The sequence below is a fragment of the Rahnella sp. EDr1-12 genome, from assembly GCF_049206505.1.
Taxonomy (GTDB): domain Bacteria; phylum Pseudomonadota; class Gammaproteobacteria; order Enterobacterales; family Enterobacteriaceae; genus Rahnella; species Rahnella rivi.
Genome location: NZ_JBLZNY010000001.1, coordinates 682,877 through 696,600, shown reverse-complemented (window position 1 = coordinate 696,600; position 13,724 = coordinate 682,877). Strand labels below are relative to the sequence as shown.

The following is a 13,724-nucleotide window of genomic DNA, read 5'->3' as shown; positions in this document are numbered from 1 at the left end:
AATAATGGAGAGCGCGCGAAGCAGAGAGATTCATTTTTATTTGATTCAGATCAAGCAGGTAAGAGGTCAATATATTGATAAGAATTATGCATTTTTATGTATGATTTACGTACGTGATTATTTCACGCCAATCTGTGTGCAAAAGGCCGCGCTTCGTTATATCGTTGTTTAAGATTTCCGTCGTACTATGGAAATCTGTTCCATATCATGTTGGACGTTGCCATTGAGCCCTGACAGACGCGCAGTAAACCAGAAGAGAACCGCAATCAAATTGAAAAAACCTGTTTTCAAGTTCAGGAAGATCGTCGTGTTCGTTCTTTTCCTGCTTATTTGCGTTGGCCTTTACCTGATGGCGCTCAACAGCTATTGCGATCAGGGGGGGAACTTTGACCTCGGCGTGTGCGCCATCACCTCATTTATCCCTTTTTAAACGCCGCCAGCCGTGAGCCCTGCGTAAGAAATTCCTGTTTTTTTGTGATCCACTTCCCTGTCCCGCCGGGAATGATAAGATGTGCGCTCAGAACATCCAGTGGTAGGGTCGTAAATGTTTGATTTCGCTATGGGCCAAAACAGCCTGGCTTCATTGGCGCTGTGTGCACTTTCAGCGCTGTTATTCTTATTGGTCTGGTTCTTTGTCAGCCGGGCCAGTGTCAGGGCAAACCAGCAGATTGAATTGCTTCAGGAAATTGCTGAGCAGCAACGTCAGCAAACGGAGTTGCTCAAGATCCTGACCGCCAGGGCAAAAGGCGCCGAGCCTGTTGCCGACGCAGAAGAGGATTCCGCTCTCAGCCTGCGTGGTTTTATTCCTGAAAGATAAGTGGTTTTACTGACCCGCCCCGTGCGGGTTTTTACCCTTCACTTGCTCATGACCGCCTGGACCTTCCATTCATAAATCTGTCTTAATCATCCGGTAGTCTCCACGCATGTGCTCTGTGAGAGGGAAGAACCGATGATTAAATGGTCTGAAGAAAACGACACCGATGTAAACCACAGTATCGCCTTACTGACCGGGGAAGAGCCTGAGAAGTGGTATCCCTACGGCGGCATCAAAGGCAAAGATTATTGCAACAACCCCTCCGACGCGTGGCCTATTATTTGCGCCAACAAAATCAGCATAAATTTTAAAGAGTTACAGAGCGATCCTCTTTGGCTTGCAGAAATTCAAAGCCCTCACGGCCAGTGGCAGGCGCAAAGTAAACGTCCATTGCGGGCAGCCATGGTCTGTTTCCTGCTAAGTAAAGAAAGTAAGGCTTGCGCAGAGTAAAAAGCGCAGAGATACTCAGATTGTGACAAGGTTTTGCAAAGAAGTGATTCGAATAAGCGTCGCGCAAAGCGATGAGTATCAAGTGATTAATGTTTCCTCATTTTGACAGTTGTGTCTAAGGCGGAGTCCATTATGAAGCGCATCATTAAAGGTGATAAAACTCTCTCCCATCTGGTGGTTGCTCACGCAGCTATCGACAGTCATGAAAAAGCCTATGGCAAACGGCGTCAGGGTTGGCCTTCGACTTATCTCATCAAATATAAAGATGCGCGTGTTGCGGTAGAAGTGGTGACCCGCAGACAATCCTATGTTGCTACTCTCATGATCGGAGCCAGAAATCTGACCAAACTTTGCGGTATGCCTGCCTGATAATCAGCGTACATCAATTTTACTTCAAACCGTGCCGGGCTCTTCCTGCACGGTTTTTGTTTTACAGGGCTTTCCTGATGAGAGGGGGCTGACGGAAACCGCCGCGCGGGAAAGGGCGCTTTAGCGTGCGGAAAACCATCGCGATAAGATCAAACATCAGCAGCATTGTTCCCGTCAGCGCCAGTATCAGCAGGCTGAAAACAGCGAATGTGACAAGCTTAAGGGCTGGCGGAACGCTCATCCGGCGAAAGCGGGAGCGAAGCCATAAGCGTCCGTATTGCGTCTGAATTTGCATAATATGGGTCAAACGCGCAGAAAATGAGCTGCGGCGATCGGTTGTATTCAGGGTCATAAATGTCCTCCTTTTTGAACGTCACCAGTTAAACACAGAGTTATTAAGATCTTCTTAACTCCCTCCTCCACTCGCAGTCCCACACAATGTTGCACTTTTAGCCTGTGGTGATATCGGGAAGTATGATAATTAATCCGGATAAAGGAGGCGCTGACGCCCCTTGAATGACAATCATCAGGAGTTATATGCCGGGTAAAAATCCGTATTACGATCCGTCCAAAAGTCATCACACGCCCGAAGGCTTCACCAACATCGAGCCACATAATCGTCAGAAGGGTGATTTGAAACGCTGGCAGCAGGAGCGTAAAGCGCAGCAACTGCCTGTCCCGCCGGAGAAAGGCTATGATCATTTTATTGATCAATGGTGGCAACAGGCCGACTTCAGCGGCACTGATGACCGATTATGGTTTCTGGGCCATGCCTGTTTGTTGTTACGCGTTGCGGGGCGATACATTCTCACGGATCCGGCGCTTTCAGAGCGGGCGTCGCCGTTGAGGTTTTACGGCCCCAAACGTAAAACGCCGGTTCCGGCTCCGGTCAGCCAACTCCCGCCCATCGATGTGGTGCTTTTTTCACATAATCACTATGACCATCTGGATAAAACCACTGTGCAAAAACTCTTGCGTCGTTTCCCGCAGGTACAGTTTATGGTGCCTCTCGGTATGAAAAGATGGCTGGAAAAACGCGGCGCTAAGTTTGTGGAGGAGCTTGACTGGTGGGAAGAACGGCAGTTTGGCGAAATGACGTTTTCAGCCGTACCGGCGCGCCACTGGAGCATGAGGACCCCCTGGGATCGCAATCAGTCTTTGTGGTGTGGTTGGGTGGTTGCACATCCGGCAATGCGTTTTTATTTCTCAGGCGACAGTGGTTACAGCAATCAGTTTGAAGTGATAGGGCAGCGACTGGGCCCCTTCGATTTGGCGGCCATTCCGATAGGTGCTTATGCACCAAGATGGTTCATGAGCGCGCAGCATATGGATCCGCAGCAGGCTGTCGGGGTGTTTTCAGAACTGCGTTGTCACAAAGCTGTGCCGATCCATTGGGGCGTTTTTGAATTAGCGGATGAATCTCTTGATCAGCCCTTAAAGGAATTAACCCAGGCGATTGCTCAAAGCGTTAATCCAGAAATGAATTTCAAGCCATTAAAAATGGGAGCCAGCATATCTAAAGAGTGAAAGCAGGAATGTTGCTCATCACGCCTGAGGGATTATGTTTATTAATGAGAAGTATTATCACCTGAGCGGCGGTAATGCTTCACCTTAATCAATGAAGGGGTTAATGAATTGTTAGTATTTATAATAAACAACGCTAAATAGCGTTTTCTGGAAAGCAGTGCAGACAGGATATTGGCATGTCTGACAGTGAAATAGGGTGTTTATCACCGCAAGACATCGCTTAACGCTTACAGACAAAGAGATTTGTGCTGAACCGGAACAGAGAAGCGTACCGGAGCTGCCGCAGACGGGATTTTTCGCGGGTTTTACAGTGAGCTATGCAGCAAGTTCAGACGCAAAAGTCTCCACCCGATTGTGTTCGGGAAAATAGATTTTTTGCGAGGCAGGTCACGGTATTAAATAATTATTAATTATAATGATATTTTATTATTGAATAAGGCTGCTCAAATAACAGGCGAAATGTTAATGCTAATTTAACTAAGTCGCAAAATTTAATTCATTATAATGTAAAAAACGCTGAGTAAGTAATATACATATTGTGAACAGGGTTTCTGGAATTGGAAGCCTTCAGGAAAAATTCTGAAGCAATAATATCTGTGCCCCTCTGAAGACGCACAGTTAAGGTGCATTTATTTCTTTTCCTTGTTTTTATTGCACCATTTTATTCATCGATGGCCTTATTGATTATTGCATAACCAGTCACAATGCAGGTGGGGACAAAAATTGCGCCGAAAGGGAGGAGGGTTTAAGTTCGGGTCGCACCGGTAACCGGCTTCGCTGTCAGCAGCCTGCCCGTGGAGGTGGCGCTAAAGGCTGATGTGTAAGGCTTCTGTAGTCAGTTTCTCCATAAAAATTCAAATAAAGATGTTTTTTACGCTTACGGTTCTGCATTAAATGATCAATAATCGAAAAAGGTCGTTATTGTTTTGTTTGATATACCGCTGTGCCTGTAAAGCAGAAAAAAGCATGTCTATCAACATATTTCAGCTTAACTGAACACGAAGTGCCATTAAGCGGCTCAAATATGTGCGACATGTCCATCGCTGATTAAAAATGGCTTGCCATCGAATTCAGAGTATGTGATAACGCTTCTGGGTAAAACGAGGTACAGTTCTGTATATGTGTGGCATTTTCAGTATAGAAGTTCTGAGTAAAGACGTTCACGTTGAATACCGCTTCTCTGCCGATTCTTATCTTAGTGCCTCAAGCAGTAACGACTCTAGTTTGTCTATGTAACGCCTACGGGCGGTTTAAACAATCCAAAGGAAATACTCAAGATGGCAAAGATCAAAGGTCAAGTTAAGTGGTTCAACGAGTCTAAAGGTTTCGGTTTCATTACTCCTGCTGACGGCAGCAAAGACGTGTTCGTACACTTCTCTGCAATCCAGGGTAATGGCTTCAAAACTCTGGCTGAAGGCCAGAACGTAGAGTTCGAAATCCAGGACGGCCAGAAAGGCCCGTCTGCAGTTAACGTAACTGCAATCTAAGCAGCGTCAGCTGTAAAAAAACCCGCTAAGGCGGGTTTTTTTGTGTCCGGCATTCAGAGGATGATGATCCCCGACTGCTGATTTCGCCCGCTGATGCCGGGATGCGATGGATTCAACGCACGCTGATGGCTGTTGCGACGAAAACTGGTGTAGTGGAACCCTTGTCCGGTTTCATCAAGCGTACAAATGGTACAACGGCCTGCACGGTCTGTTTCAGTGAAACCGAGTGCGCGTAACTTGGCTTGTGCAATAGCGGCTAAATCAAGATGACGCGGCCGGGGAGAAATCAGCGACGCAGGCAAATCGAGGCGCTGTATAAAGGTATCGTTCAGCTCCTGGCTGACTTCATAGCAGCAGGCCCCCGCCGCCGGGCCAACTGAGGCAACCCAGTCGGCGGTATCGCCTGACAGCGTAATGCGGGCCGCGACCTGCTCCAGAATCCCGTCGATAAGCCCGCGCCAGCCGGCGTGCACCACCCCGATGTGTTGACCATCTTTACGGCTGAAAATGACCGGCAGGCAGTCAGCTGTGTACACCGTCAGAAGAATGCCGGGTGTGGACGTGAAAAGCCCATCAGCTTCACCACAGGCTTGCTCTGGCCGGGAGACATCCACAATCCTGACGCCATGCACCTGTTTTTTTACCGGACGGGTGGCCTCATACGGTTGTAACCCGACGGGAAGCAGGGCACGTTTGTCGCCGAAACCATGAAGAATACCGGGGATTTGACGGAGTAAGGCTGAGCTGTCACTCATCTCAAGTCTCGTTAATAAAATGTTATGGCACCAGTGTAGCTGGCTTTCCACCCGATTTTCCAGCAGTTGCAACCGCAAGTCGCCTTCTTTAGACTTAACCTTATTGCGAATATTCGCCCCTTCAGACTTTCCTTGCAGGTTTCCCGCATGACTTATCAGTGTCCACTTTGTTTCCAGCCTCTTGAGCTGACCGGCCAGCAATGGCGTTGCCCGGAAAATCATCAGTTCGATCATGCAAAGGAAGGCTACGTCAATCTGATGCCCGTGCAGCACAAACGTTCGAAGCAACCGGGGGACAGCACCGAAATGATGATGTCGCGACGTGCTTTTCTGGACGCCGGTCATTATCAGCCGCTGCGCGACCGTCTGGTGACCATTCTTGATGATGTGTTGCCGCAAAGTGCCGGTACGCTGCTCGATATCGGATGCGGGGAAGGGTATTACACCACGGCCATCGCGGAGCGCCTGATGCAAACGCGTGCGATGAAAGTGTTTGGTCTGGATGTGGCAAAAGTCGCGATTCGCTATGCGGCCAAGCGCTACCACGCTGTGTCATTCTGTGTCGCCTCCAGCCACCGCTTACCCTTCGCCGCAGCCTCGCTGGACGCCGTAGTGCGTATCTACGCGCCGTGTAAGGCTCAGGAGTTGTACCGTGCGTTAAAACCGGGTGGCATAGTGTTAACCGTGGCACCGGGGCCACGTCATCTTTATCAGCTGAAAGGGCTGATTTATCAGGATGTGCAACTGCATGCTGAACTGGATGAGCAATTGGAAGGATTTGAGCGCGTGGCGACGGAGTCTCTGGCTTACGGGATGCAGCTTAACGGCGCGGAGGCATTTGATTTATTGCAGATGACGCCATTTGCGTGGCGTGCCACCGAAGAGGTGATGAAAAATCTCAAGGCAGAGCAGGCTTTCGAGTGTGAAACTGACTTCGTTATCAGGCTGTACCAGCGTAAAGCGGATGACGAGAGCGGCCAGTCATAATTTTAGTCTGAGCGTTGCACTGTGCGGCGTCAGTCCGCTCACGGCATTCAGTGGTTGAAGGTCAGTCTATTGATTTTCAACCATGATTTTGTAAATCCTTTCCAGATCGTCCAATTCATTTACGCGAATCAATAACTTCTTCTGTTCCAGTTCAAACACCAGCACGCCATCTTCTGAGAGGTTCATGCCGCGGATCCGGTCGTAGGTAATGAACGCATTGGCGAAGTAAAAACCTGCAGGTTTGAACAGCAACTTTGGCCAGCGAATAAAAGAAAGGTAGAACGCGACCAGCCCCAGGCCGATCAACAGGTAATTAGTCAAAGGCGTGCCATTCGCCTGAATATTGTTGTAAAGCAGTATCGCCAGCAGACCAATAAAAATGATGGAATCCAGTTTGTTACGGCGTCGGAGATTGACTCTCAGACGTGTTTTTCCGTTGCGGGTTCCCATGATGAATTCGTCGTAAATGGCATAAGCCAGCAGCAGCACGATGAAGAGGACGAGGACGATATCGGTCACGGACATGAAAAAAAACTCCAGCTCACTGCCAACAGGCAAAACTAAATAAAATCAGAAATGGGCAAATTAAGGCAATAAAAAAGCCGGAGGAGTGATCCCCCGGCTTGTGGTTATCAGAGACCTAACAGGCCAATCCAGTAACCGAAGATACCGATGGCGAAGAAGCCAACGATGATCCACAACGCGTTCACTTTCTTACGCAGCAACCACATACAGCCGAAGGTCAGCAGCAATGGCACCAGACCTGGCATCAGCTGGTCCAGAATCGTCTGTACCGTGGTGACTGTGGTGTGGCCTGTCTGGTCGGTAATTTTCGATACCACCAGCGGGATGTTAACGTGGGTCCATTTGTTAACCAGCGCCCCCATGACAAAGAGGCCGAGAATCGACGCCCCCTCAGTCAGTTTTTGCAGGAAGCCGCCGCCCATATCACTAACGATATCGACACCTTTTTTATAGCCATATGCCACGCCGTAATAACGGGTCAGCAGGCGCACTACGTTGAACAGAATAAAGAACAGCAACGGTCCGAGCAGACTCCCGGTCATCGCGATACCTGCACCCAGCGCAGCAAACACCGGACGTACAGTACCCCAGAAGATCGGGTCACCCACACCGGCCAGAGGCCCCATCAGACCGACTTTCAGACCGTTGATGGCTGCGTCGTCGATAGGTGCGCCGTTGGCACGCTGTTCTTCCATCGCCAGCGTTACACCCAAAACAGGCGCTGCAACGTAAGGATGGGTGTTGAAGAATTCCAGATGGCGTTTGATCGCCGCTTTGCGATCGTCGTTATTTTCAGGATAGAGACGACGAATTGCAGGCACCATACAGAAGCAGAAGCCCAGAGCCTGCATACGTTCGAAGTTCCATGACCCCTGGAAAAGGTTGGAGCGCATAAACACACCGCGAATGTCGCTTGCCGTGAGTTTTTTAACTTCAGTTTTATCAACCATGTCCTTCACCCTTAATCCAATTCGTTATCGAGATCGTTAACACCCGGAGCCGCCGCTGCTTGCGCAGATTTGTTGTATTTCGGGCTCAACTGGATGTAAAGCACTGCCATCACCACACCAATTACACCCAGTGCTACCAGGTTGAAGTTAGTGAATGCCGCAGTGACGAAACCGAGGTAGAAGAAAGGCATCAGGTAGCCAGCACGCATCATGTTGATGACCATGGCGTAACCGACAACAACAATCATACCACCCGCGATATTCAGGCCGTTGGTGACCACTTCCGGAATCGATGCCAGCAGATCATGAACGATGGCAGTACCCACAGAAACAGCAACAATCACGGCTGGAATGGCGATACGCATTGCCTGAAGAACCAGTGCCGAAACGTGGATCCAGGTGATGGCGCTCAGATTCCCTTTCTCAGCGGCTTTATCAGCAGCGTGCTGGAAGGCAACGGTGATGGTACGAACGATAATGGTTAATACCTGGCCGGCAGCTGCCAGAGGGATCGCCAGCGCGATACCCGCACCGACAGACTGTCCGCCGGCAATAACCAGAATGGTCGAGATGATAGAGGCGAGAGCAGCATCTGGCGCAACAGCAGCACCGATGTTCATCCAGCCCAAAGCGATCATTTCCAAAGTACCGCCGATGATGATCCCGGTTTTAACATCACCCAGAACAAAACCGATCAAAGTACAGGCAACTAACGGACGGTGAAACTGGAACTCATCCAGAATCGAACCCATCCCGGCAATACATGCAACAATAAATATCAGCACAATTTGTAGTGTGGTGATCTCCATTGCACTTCTCCTATGACCAAAGGACGCTGAGTAAAAACAAGCACATAGGGCACAGATAACGTTGAGGTCATCTGCCCGAAACGCATGTGCTTATTAATTCATCTTATTAATAAGATCCATCATCTTGAGACGTGAATCCGAGGACACTTTACGCACTTCAAGTTCAATACCTTTAGCATCCAGTTTTTTGAATGCTTCGATATCTTTCTCGTCGACGGACACGGCATTATTCACCTGGGTTTTACCCTGACGGAATGCCATACCACCGATATTGACGGTCGTAATCTTTATGCCACCTTCCACCACACGCAACACGTCGGTTGGATTGGTGAACAGCAACATCACACGGTCGCCTGCGTATTTTGGGTTGTTGTAGACACGGATAGCTTTCTCCACATCGACAACGTGTGCGGTAACACCGGGAGGAGCAACCTGAGTCAGCAACGTTTTACGCACGGTATCGGCAGCGACTTCATCGCTGATAACAATAATGCGGTTGACGTTGGTTTCTTTGGTCCAGCGGGTCGCTACCTGGCCATGGATCAAACGGTCATCGATACGGGCAAGACCGATCTTCATGTAGTCATTCGGGCCGGAAGGTTGAACCGGGGCGGCTTTTTTTGGCACAGGTGCGGCGACAGGCGCTTCGGTGGCAGGTTCCGGGGTTTTCAGCGCTTTCACGCCAATACGTCCGGTTTCCACTGCAATGGCAACCAGCTCTGCGAAAGAGGGGTTGTCATCACGTGCCATGAACGTTTCTGCCAGCATTGGGATATTCACACCGGTGACAACTTCGTAATTTTCCTTATCGACAACAATGCGGCTGGCGGCGTTAAACGGGCTGCCACCCCAGGTGTCGACCAGGAAAAGGACGCCGCTGCTGGTGTCTAAACCACCCAACTTTGCCGTGTACTTTTCGATCAGGGTTTCGGCGTTCTCGCCGGGTACGAAATCGATATAGGCGACGTTATCCTGTTCACCTAAAATCATTTCCGCTGTTTTCAGCAACTGCTCAGCTGCTGACCCGTGCGTGCCGATGATAATAGCAATACTCACTCGCTACCTCCTCTGTTAACTCCGTTAAGAGTTATGCACATAAGTAATGGTGCTGACGATGACATCCGCCCGTTTTTATTCCTGAGGCGGACAGGGCATTCCCTGCATGAGACTGAACTCAAAGAACGTCCGTTAATTTCTGATAACACTGATAAACAGTAAAACAGCAGAACCTCAACAGGTTGTGCAACGTGATTTATTTTAGTGTGTGAAAAAATAATTTTTGTGACGACTGTCCGTTATTCAACGACGTATTGTGAATACGCTTTCACGTGCACAATAAAACAGCATAGATGTTTCAGAATGATGCTGGAGGTAAAAGATCATACTTTCCCCTGATAATCATTCCTGATAAAGTGATTTTCCAAATAATTGAACAGGAGTACCGGGCCTCAGCCCTCCCTATGGACTGTCACCGACGTCACTATTCTTCGCTTCTTCACCTCATCAATACCGGCAAATCCGCCCCAATGGGCCTGATTTTTGCCGCACTGAAACCGCTTTCATCTGTGAGTTACCCAGTTAAAACTTTTTGCCGGGCGTCTGAATGCTCAGCGAATCGCGTTTCTTTGCGTCTTTTTTCTTTAACTCATTGCGGAGTCTGACATGGAATTTTTGATGGACCCTTCAATATGGGTCGGTTTGCTGACACTTGTCGTCCTGGAAATTGTTCTGGGTATCGACAATCTGGTCTTTATTGCCATTCTTGCGGACAAACTGCCGCCAAAACAGCGTGATAAAGCGCGTATCATCGGCTTGTCATTAGCCCTGATCATGCGTTTAGGTCTGCTGTCGCTGATTTCGTGGATGGTCAAACTGACCACGCCGCTGTTCAGCATTGCCCAGTTTAGTTTCTCTGGTCGTGATCTGATCCTGTTACTCGGCGGGGTTTTCCTGCTGTTCAAGGCGACGACAGAGCTGCATGAAAGGCTGGAAGGGCATGAAGAGCACGGTTCACAAAATCGTGGGTACGCCAGCTTCTGGTCGGTCGTCGCCCAGATTGTGGTGCTGGATGCCGTCTTCTCTCTCGATGCGGTGATCACGGCGGTCGGCATGGTGAATAACCTCTACGTCATGATGACGGCGGTTATCATTGCCATGGGCGTCATGCTGATGGCCTCGAAATCGCTGACGCGCTTTGTGAACAATCATCCGACGGTGGTGGTGCTGTGTCTCAGCTTCCTGCTGATGATCGGTCTGAGCCTGATTGCAGAAGGTTTTGGCTTCCACATTCCGAAAGGTTATTTGTACGCTGCGATCGGCTTCTCCATTCTGATTGAATTGTTTAACCAGATTGCCCGTCGTAACTTCCTGAAAAGCCAGTCCACCAGGCCGATGCGTGAACGTACCGCCGAGGCGATTCAGCGTCTGATGGGCGGGAAACGCCAGCATCAGAATGAAGATGAACCTTCCGGTGATGTGCTGCCTGCGAATGAGACGTTTGCCGAAGAAGAGCGACACATGATCACCGGCGTACTGACGCTGGCATCACGCTCACTGCGCAGCATTATGACGCCGCGTACCGAAATATCCTGGGTGGACTGCGAACGTTCTCCGGCAGAAATCCGCAGTCAGTTGCTGGATACGCCGCACAGCCTGTTCCCGATTTGCCGCCATTCACTGGATGACGTGATCGGTGTGGTGCGTGCGAAAGATCTGCTGGTGGCGCTGGAAAACGGTGAAAGTATCGTGGCCTTTGCCGAAAAAACGCCGCCCATCGTGGTGCCGGAAACCATGGATGTCATCAATCTGCTGGCGGTGCTGCGCAAAGCGAAAGGGCGTCTGGTGGTGGTCAGCAACGAGTTTGGTGTGATTCAGGGGCTGGTTACGCCGCTGGACGTGCTGGAGGCGATTGCCGGTGAATTCCCTGATGAAGATGAAACGCCTGACGTGATTGCTGATGGCGACGCCTGGATTGCCAAAGGGGGCACGGATTTACATCTGTTGCAGCAGATCCTGGACATCAACACCCTGGTCAGCCCGGACGATGATTTTGCATCACTGGCGGGGCTGCTGTTGTCAAAATCAGGTCAGATGCCTGTGGCCGGTGAAGTGATTGATATGGCGTCGCTGCACTTTGAAATCCTTGAAGTGACGGATTACCGTATTGAGCGTGTACGCATAACGAAAATTCAGTCTGAAAACGGGTGGGAAGAAGACCAGTAACCGCGGTGTACTTCTGCTGAGAACGGCGACTTCGGTCGCCGTTTTTTATGGCTGTTATTCGTCAGACTCCTCTTCAACCGGTTGAAGTGCCTGGGTCGATTTCTCGTAGCGCGCCAGCCAGATCGGAAACACTTCAATCGGCATTGGCCGGGCAAAATAGTAGCCCTGCAGGGAATCGACTTTACGTTTACGCAAATAATCGACCTGCTCACGGGTTTCCACCCCTTCGGCAATCAGTTTCAGATTAAGGCGCTGCGCCAGCGTGATGATCGTATCCGTCACCGTGGCATTGATGGCATCGGTGCCAATTGAGGCGGTAAACGCCTGGTCGATCTTCAGCACGTCTGGGTTGAGCGTTTTCAGATAACTCAGTGAACTGTGGCCGGTACCAAAATCATCGATGGCCAGTAAAATCCCCATCTCCTTCAGTTGAGAAATCTCGGCAGCTCTGAGCTCCTGCAACCGCGTGCGTTCCGTCAGCTCCAGCATCAGTGAGACGGAAGGCTCAGCGGGAAGCCAGATTTTGCGGATATCATCCACAATTTCCATATTATTGAAGTGCTGCGCTGCGACGTTAATACTGACGTAAAACCCCGACGTGGCGGGGAAAACAGCGAGATTATCGGTGACGGTTTTAATCAGATAGCGGGTGAGCGCGATGATTAATCCGTGCTGCTCGGCGAGCGGAATAAACACATCTGGCGACACCCACTCCTGCCTGCGATTTTTCCAGCGCATCAGCGTTTCCACGCCAATGCAGCGGCCATCGACGCTGTTAATAATGGGCTGGCAATACACCTTAAATTCGCGGTGCGAAATCCCGTGGCTTATCGGATAGGCAAGGCTTATCCGGCTGCCTGACAATAAATAGACTGCTGTCGCCGTCAGTAAGCTTATCAACATGGAAAGAGGCAGATGAGACGCCAGCTCTGACCACGCCAGCGCCGAGGCCTCTTCGCCATAAATGGACACGGTGAAATCATAATTTGGCGACGTGACGGTCAGTAACGGCTGCTGCGGCAAATTCACACTGGGAATAATTTCGTTCTTTCCATATTCCAGACTTTGCTTCATGACGTTCAGAACAATATGGCGCGCATACGGCGGTTGCGGTTCGAGCAGGAAATTCGACAGGATCCCGATGTTATACACAAACAGCTGACCGTTGAGATTATCGGGCGTGGCGGGCTGCCAGAGCAGCAGGGTAGGGATGTTCAGCCGGCTTAATTTCGCAGCGCGAAGTTCCAGCCGCGTTTTGCCTTGCGCGATATCGGGCAGCGTTTTATCGAGGCTGAGATCCAGTGCACCAATCAGGCTTGAGCAGGTGATGGTGCCATTATTGACGAGGGTGATAGAACGCAATGTCTGCATCAGAGCGACAGTTTGCTGCAAGGCCGGTTGTAATTCACGGCAGGTCAGCGCCGGATCGACAGGGGTGGATTGCGCAGCAGGTATAGCGGGTTCAAGCAGTTTTTCGAGTTTCTGAACGGTGTGTAAGGCGACGCGTTGCTGATCGGCGGTGATCACCTGGCTTTGTTCATAAATACGGATACTGAGTGTTAACAGCAGGGTAAAAATACCCATCGCGCCGGCCAGTGCAAGGCGATAGTAGCGATACTTCGCAAGTCCGGTCTGGGAGAACAGCATCGTTCTAATCCTTTTATCCCGTGTAAAGTGCAGGCTTACAAGTGTTCATTTTAAAGGTTTACCGATGCAAAACAGCCGTTTCATTATTATTGATAGTAGCCGTAAATCGCCGGATGCTCTTCCTGCGTGAAGAAGGAAAATCAGAGAAAATCCAGATTTGTGACGTTGTCACTTACTTAGCG

16 protein-coding genes are annotated in these 13,724 nt (G+C 50.0%); 9 read left to right on the top strand and 7 right to left on the bottom strand.

Annotated features, from left to right (window positions below; translation table 11 throughout):
* Positions 1 to 187 precede the first annotated feature (187 nt).
* From ACO0U8_RS03210 to ACO0U8_RS03195, 4 genes are all read left to right on the top strand, one after another.
* Positions 188 to 430, top strand: coding sequence for a PhoP/PhoQ regulator MgrB (locus ACO0U8_RS03210; RefSeq protein ID WP_136375994.1), 243 nt, complete (start codon positions 188 to 190; stop codon positions 428 to 430).
* Between the two features lie 114 nt (positions 431 to 544).
* A complete protein-coding gene (locus tag ACO0U8_RS03205) occupies positions 545 to 817 on the top strand; it encodes a YebO family protein (protein ID WP_056778882.1) in 273 nt (90 codons plus the stop codon).
* A gap of 132 nt (positions 818 to 949) precedes the next feature.
* Positions 950 to 1,264, top strand: a complete 315-nt coding sequence (locus ACO0U8_RS03200; RefSeq protein ID WP_056778885.1) for a phage protein NinX family protein — start codon at positions 950 to 952, stop codon at positions 1,262 to 1,264.
* A 132-nt stretch (positions 1,265 to 1,396) separates the two neighbouring features.
* Positions 1,397 to 1,633: a DUF4060 family protein gene (locus tag ACO0U8_RS03195; protein ID WP_013576199.1), complete on the top strand. Its 237-nt coding sequence runs from the start codon at positions 1,397 to 1,399 to the stop codon at positions 1,631 to 1,633.
* Between the two features lie 61 nt (positions 1,634 to 1,694).
* Here ACO0U8_RS03195 and ACO0U8_RS03190 read toward each other — a convergent pair whose 3' ends face one another.
* Entirely contained in the window at positions 1,695 to 1,985 is a 291-nt protein-coding gene (locus tag ACO0U8_RS03190; RefSeq protein ID WP_421670268.1) for a hypothetical protein, read from the bottom strand.
* A gap of 185 nt (positions 1,986 to 2,170) precedes the next feature.
* On the opposite strand from ACO0U8_RS03190, the gene ACO0U8_RS03185 reads away from it, so the two are divergent.
* From ACO0U8_RS03185 to cspE, 3 genes are all read left to right on the top strand, one after another.
* Positions 2,171 to 3,160: an MBL fold metallo-hydrolase gene (locus ACO0U8_RS03185; RefSeq protein ID WP_421670267.1), complete on the top strand. Its 990-nt coding sequence runs from the start codon at positions 2,171 to 2,173 to the stop codon at positions 3,158 to 3,160.
* A 1,119-nt stretch (positions 3,161 to 4,279) separates the two neighbouring features.
* Positions 4,280 to 4,396: a DUF2627 domain-containing protein gene (locus ACO0U8_RS03180; protein WP_072158134.1), complete on the top strand. Its 117-nt coding sequence runs from the start codon at positions 4,280 to 4,282 to the stop codon at positions 4,394 to 4,396.
* 41 nt (positions 4,397 to 4,437) lie between these two features.
* A complete protein-coding gene (gene cspE, locus ACO0U8_RS03175) occupies positions 4,438 to 4,647 on the top strand; it encodes a transcription antiterminator/RNA stability regulator CspE (protein ID WP_002221949.1) in 210 nt (69 codons plus the stop codon).
* Positions 4,648 to 4,700: 53 nt separating this feature from the next.
* On the opposite strand, the gene ACO0U8_RS03170 is transcribed toward cspE, so the two are convergent.
* A complete protein-coding gene (locus ACO0U8_RS03170; RefSeq protein WP_421670266.1) occupies positions 4,701 to 5,402 on the bottom strand; it encodes a polyphenol oxidase family protein in 702 nt (233 codons plus the stop codon).
* Positions 5,403 to 5,549: 147 nt separating this feature from the next.
* Between ACO0U8_RS03170 and rlmA the strand changes: the two genes are divergently transcribed.
* The gene (rlmA, locus tag ACO0U8_RS03165; protein ID WP_122095661.1) at positions 5,550 to 6,389 is read left to right on the top strand and encodes a 23S rRNA (guanine(745)-N(1))-methyltransferase; all 840 of its coding nucleotides are present in this window, start codon (positions 5,550 to 5,552) and stop codon (positions 6,387 to 6,389) included.
* Positions 6,390 to 6,455: 66 nt separating this feature from the next.
* Here the strand turns inward: rlmA and ACO0U8_RS03160 are convergent, their stop codons facing one another.
* The 4 genes from ACO0U8_RS03160 to manX form a co-directional block, all read right to left on the bottom strand.
* Positions 6,456 to 6,914 carry a DUF986 family protein gene (locus ACO0U8_RS03160; protein ID WP_056778900.1) on the bottom strand — a complete coding sequence of 153 codons (459 nt, stop codon included), beginning with the start codon at positions 6,912 to 6,914 and terminating at the stop codon, positions 6,456 to 6,458.
* A gap of 107 nt (positions 6,915 to 7,021) precedes the next feature.
* Entirely contained in the window at positions 7,022 to 7,864 is an 843-nt protein-coding gene (locus ACO0U8_RS03155) for a PTS mannose transporter subunit IID (RefSeq protein ID WP_056778904.1), read from the bottom strand.
* Between the two features lie 11 nt (positions 7,865 to 7,875).
* Positions 7,876 to 8,673 (bottom strand): PTS mannose/fructose/sorbose transporter subunit IIC, encoded by a 798-nt coding sequence (locus tag ACO0U8_RS03150; RefSeq protein WP_056778907.1) that lies wholly within the window; start codon positions 8,671 to 8,673, stop codon positions 7,876 to 7,878.
* A gap of 93 nt (positions 8,674 to 8,766) precedes the next feature.
* The gene (gene manX / locus ACO0U8_RS03145; protein WP_122095660.1) at positions 8,767 to 9,729 is read right to left on the bottom strand and encodes a PTS mannose transporter subunit IIAB; all 963 of its coding nucleotides are present in this window, start codon (positions 9,727 to 9,729) and stop codon (positions 8,767 to 8,769) included.
* A 606-nt stretch (positions 9,730 to 10,335) separates the two neighbouring features.
* Between manX and ACO0U8_RS03140 the strand changes: the two genes are divergently transcribed.
* On the top strand, positions 10,336 to 11,895 hold the full coding sequence (locus ACO0U8_RS03140; protein WP_122095659.1) for a TerC family protein: 1,560 nt from the start codon (positions 10,336 to 10,338) through the stop codon (positions 11,893 to 11,895).
* A gap of 54 nt (positions 11,896 to 11,949) precedes the next feature.
* On the opposite strand, the gene ACO0U8_RS03135 is transcribed toward ACO0U8_RS03140, so the two are convergent.
* Positions 11,950 to 13,542: an EAL domain-containing protein gene (locus tag ACO0U8_RS03135; protein ID WP_136375989.1), complete on the bottom strand. Its 1,593-nt coding sequence runs from the start codon at positions 13,540 to 13,542 to the stop codon at positions 11,950 to 11,952.
* Positions 13,543 to 13,724 lie beyond the last annotated feature (182 nt).

Coding starts and splice junctions, on each gene's coding strand:
- ACO0U8_RS03210 (WP_136375994.1), top strand. CDS start 188: ATGGAAATCTGTTCCATATCATGTTGGACGTTGCCATTGAGCCCTGAC.
- ACO0U8_RS03205 (WP_056778882.1), top strand. CDS start 545: ATGTTTGATTTCGCTATGGGCCAAAACAGCCTGGCTTCATTGGCGCTG.
- ACO0U8_RS03200 (WP_056778885.1), top strand. CDS start 950: ATGATTAAATGGTCTGAAGAAAACGACACCGATGTAAACCACAGTATC.
- ACO0U8_RS03195 (WP_013576199.1), top strand. CDS start 1,397: ATGAAGCGCATCATTAAAGGTGATAAAACTCTCTCCCATCTGGTGGTT.
- ACO0U8_RS03190 (WP_421670268.1), bottom strand. CDS start 1,985: ATGACCCTGAATACAACCGATCGCCGCAGCTCATTTTCTGCGCGTTTG.
- ACO0U8_RS03185 (WP_421670267.1), top strand. CDS start 2,171: ATGCCGGGTAAAAATCCGTATTACGATCCGTCCAAAAGTCATCACACG.
- ACO0U8_RS03180 (WP_072158134.1), top strand. CDS start 4,280: ATGTGTGGCATTTTCAGTATAGAAGTTCTGAGTAAAGACGTTCACGTT.
- cspE (WP_002221949.1), top strand. CDS start 4,438: ATGGCAAAGATCAAAGGTCAAGTTAAGTGGTTCAACGAGTCTAAAGGT.
- ACO0U8_RS03170 (WP_421670266.1), bottom strand. CDS start 5,402: ATGAGTGACAGCTCAGCCTTACTCCGTCAAATCCCCGGTATTCTTCAT.
- rlmA (WP_122095661.1), top strand. CDS start 5,550: ATGACTTATCAGTGTCCACTTTGTTTCCAGCCTCTTGAGCTGACCGGC.
- ACO0U8_RS03160 (WP_056778900.1), bottom strand. CDS start 6,914: ATGTCCGTGACCGATATCGTCCTCGTCCTCTTCATCGTGCTGCTGCTG.
- ACO0U8_RS03155 (WP_056778904.1), bottom strand. CDS start 7,864: ATGGTTGATAAAACTGAAGTTAAAAAACTCACGGCAAGCGACATTCGC.
- ACO0U8_RS03150 (WP_056778907.1), bottom strand. CDS start 8,673: ATGGAGATCACCACACTACAAATTGTGCTGATATTTATTGTTGCATGT.
- ACO0U8_RS03140 (WP_122095659.1), top strand. CDS start 10,336: ATGGAATTTTTGATGGACCCTTCAATATGGGTCGGTTTGCTGACACTT.
- ACO0U8_RS03135 (WP_136375989.1), bottom strand. CDS start 13,542: ATGCTGTTCTCCCAGACCGGACTTGCGAAGTATCGCTACTATCGCCTT.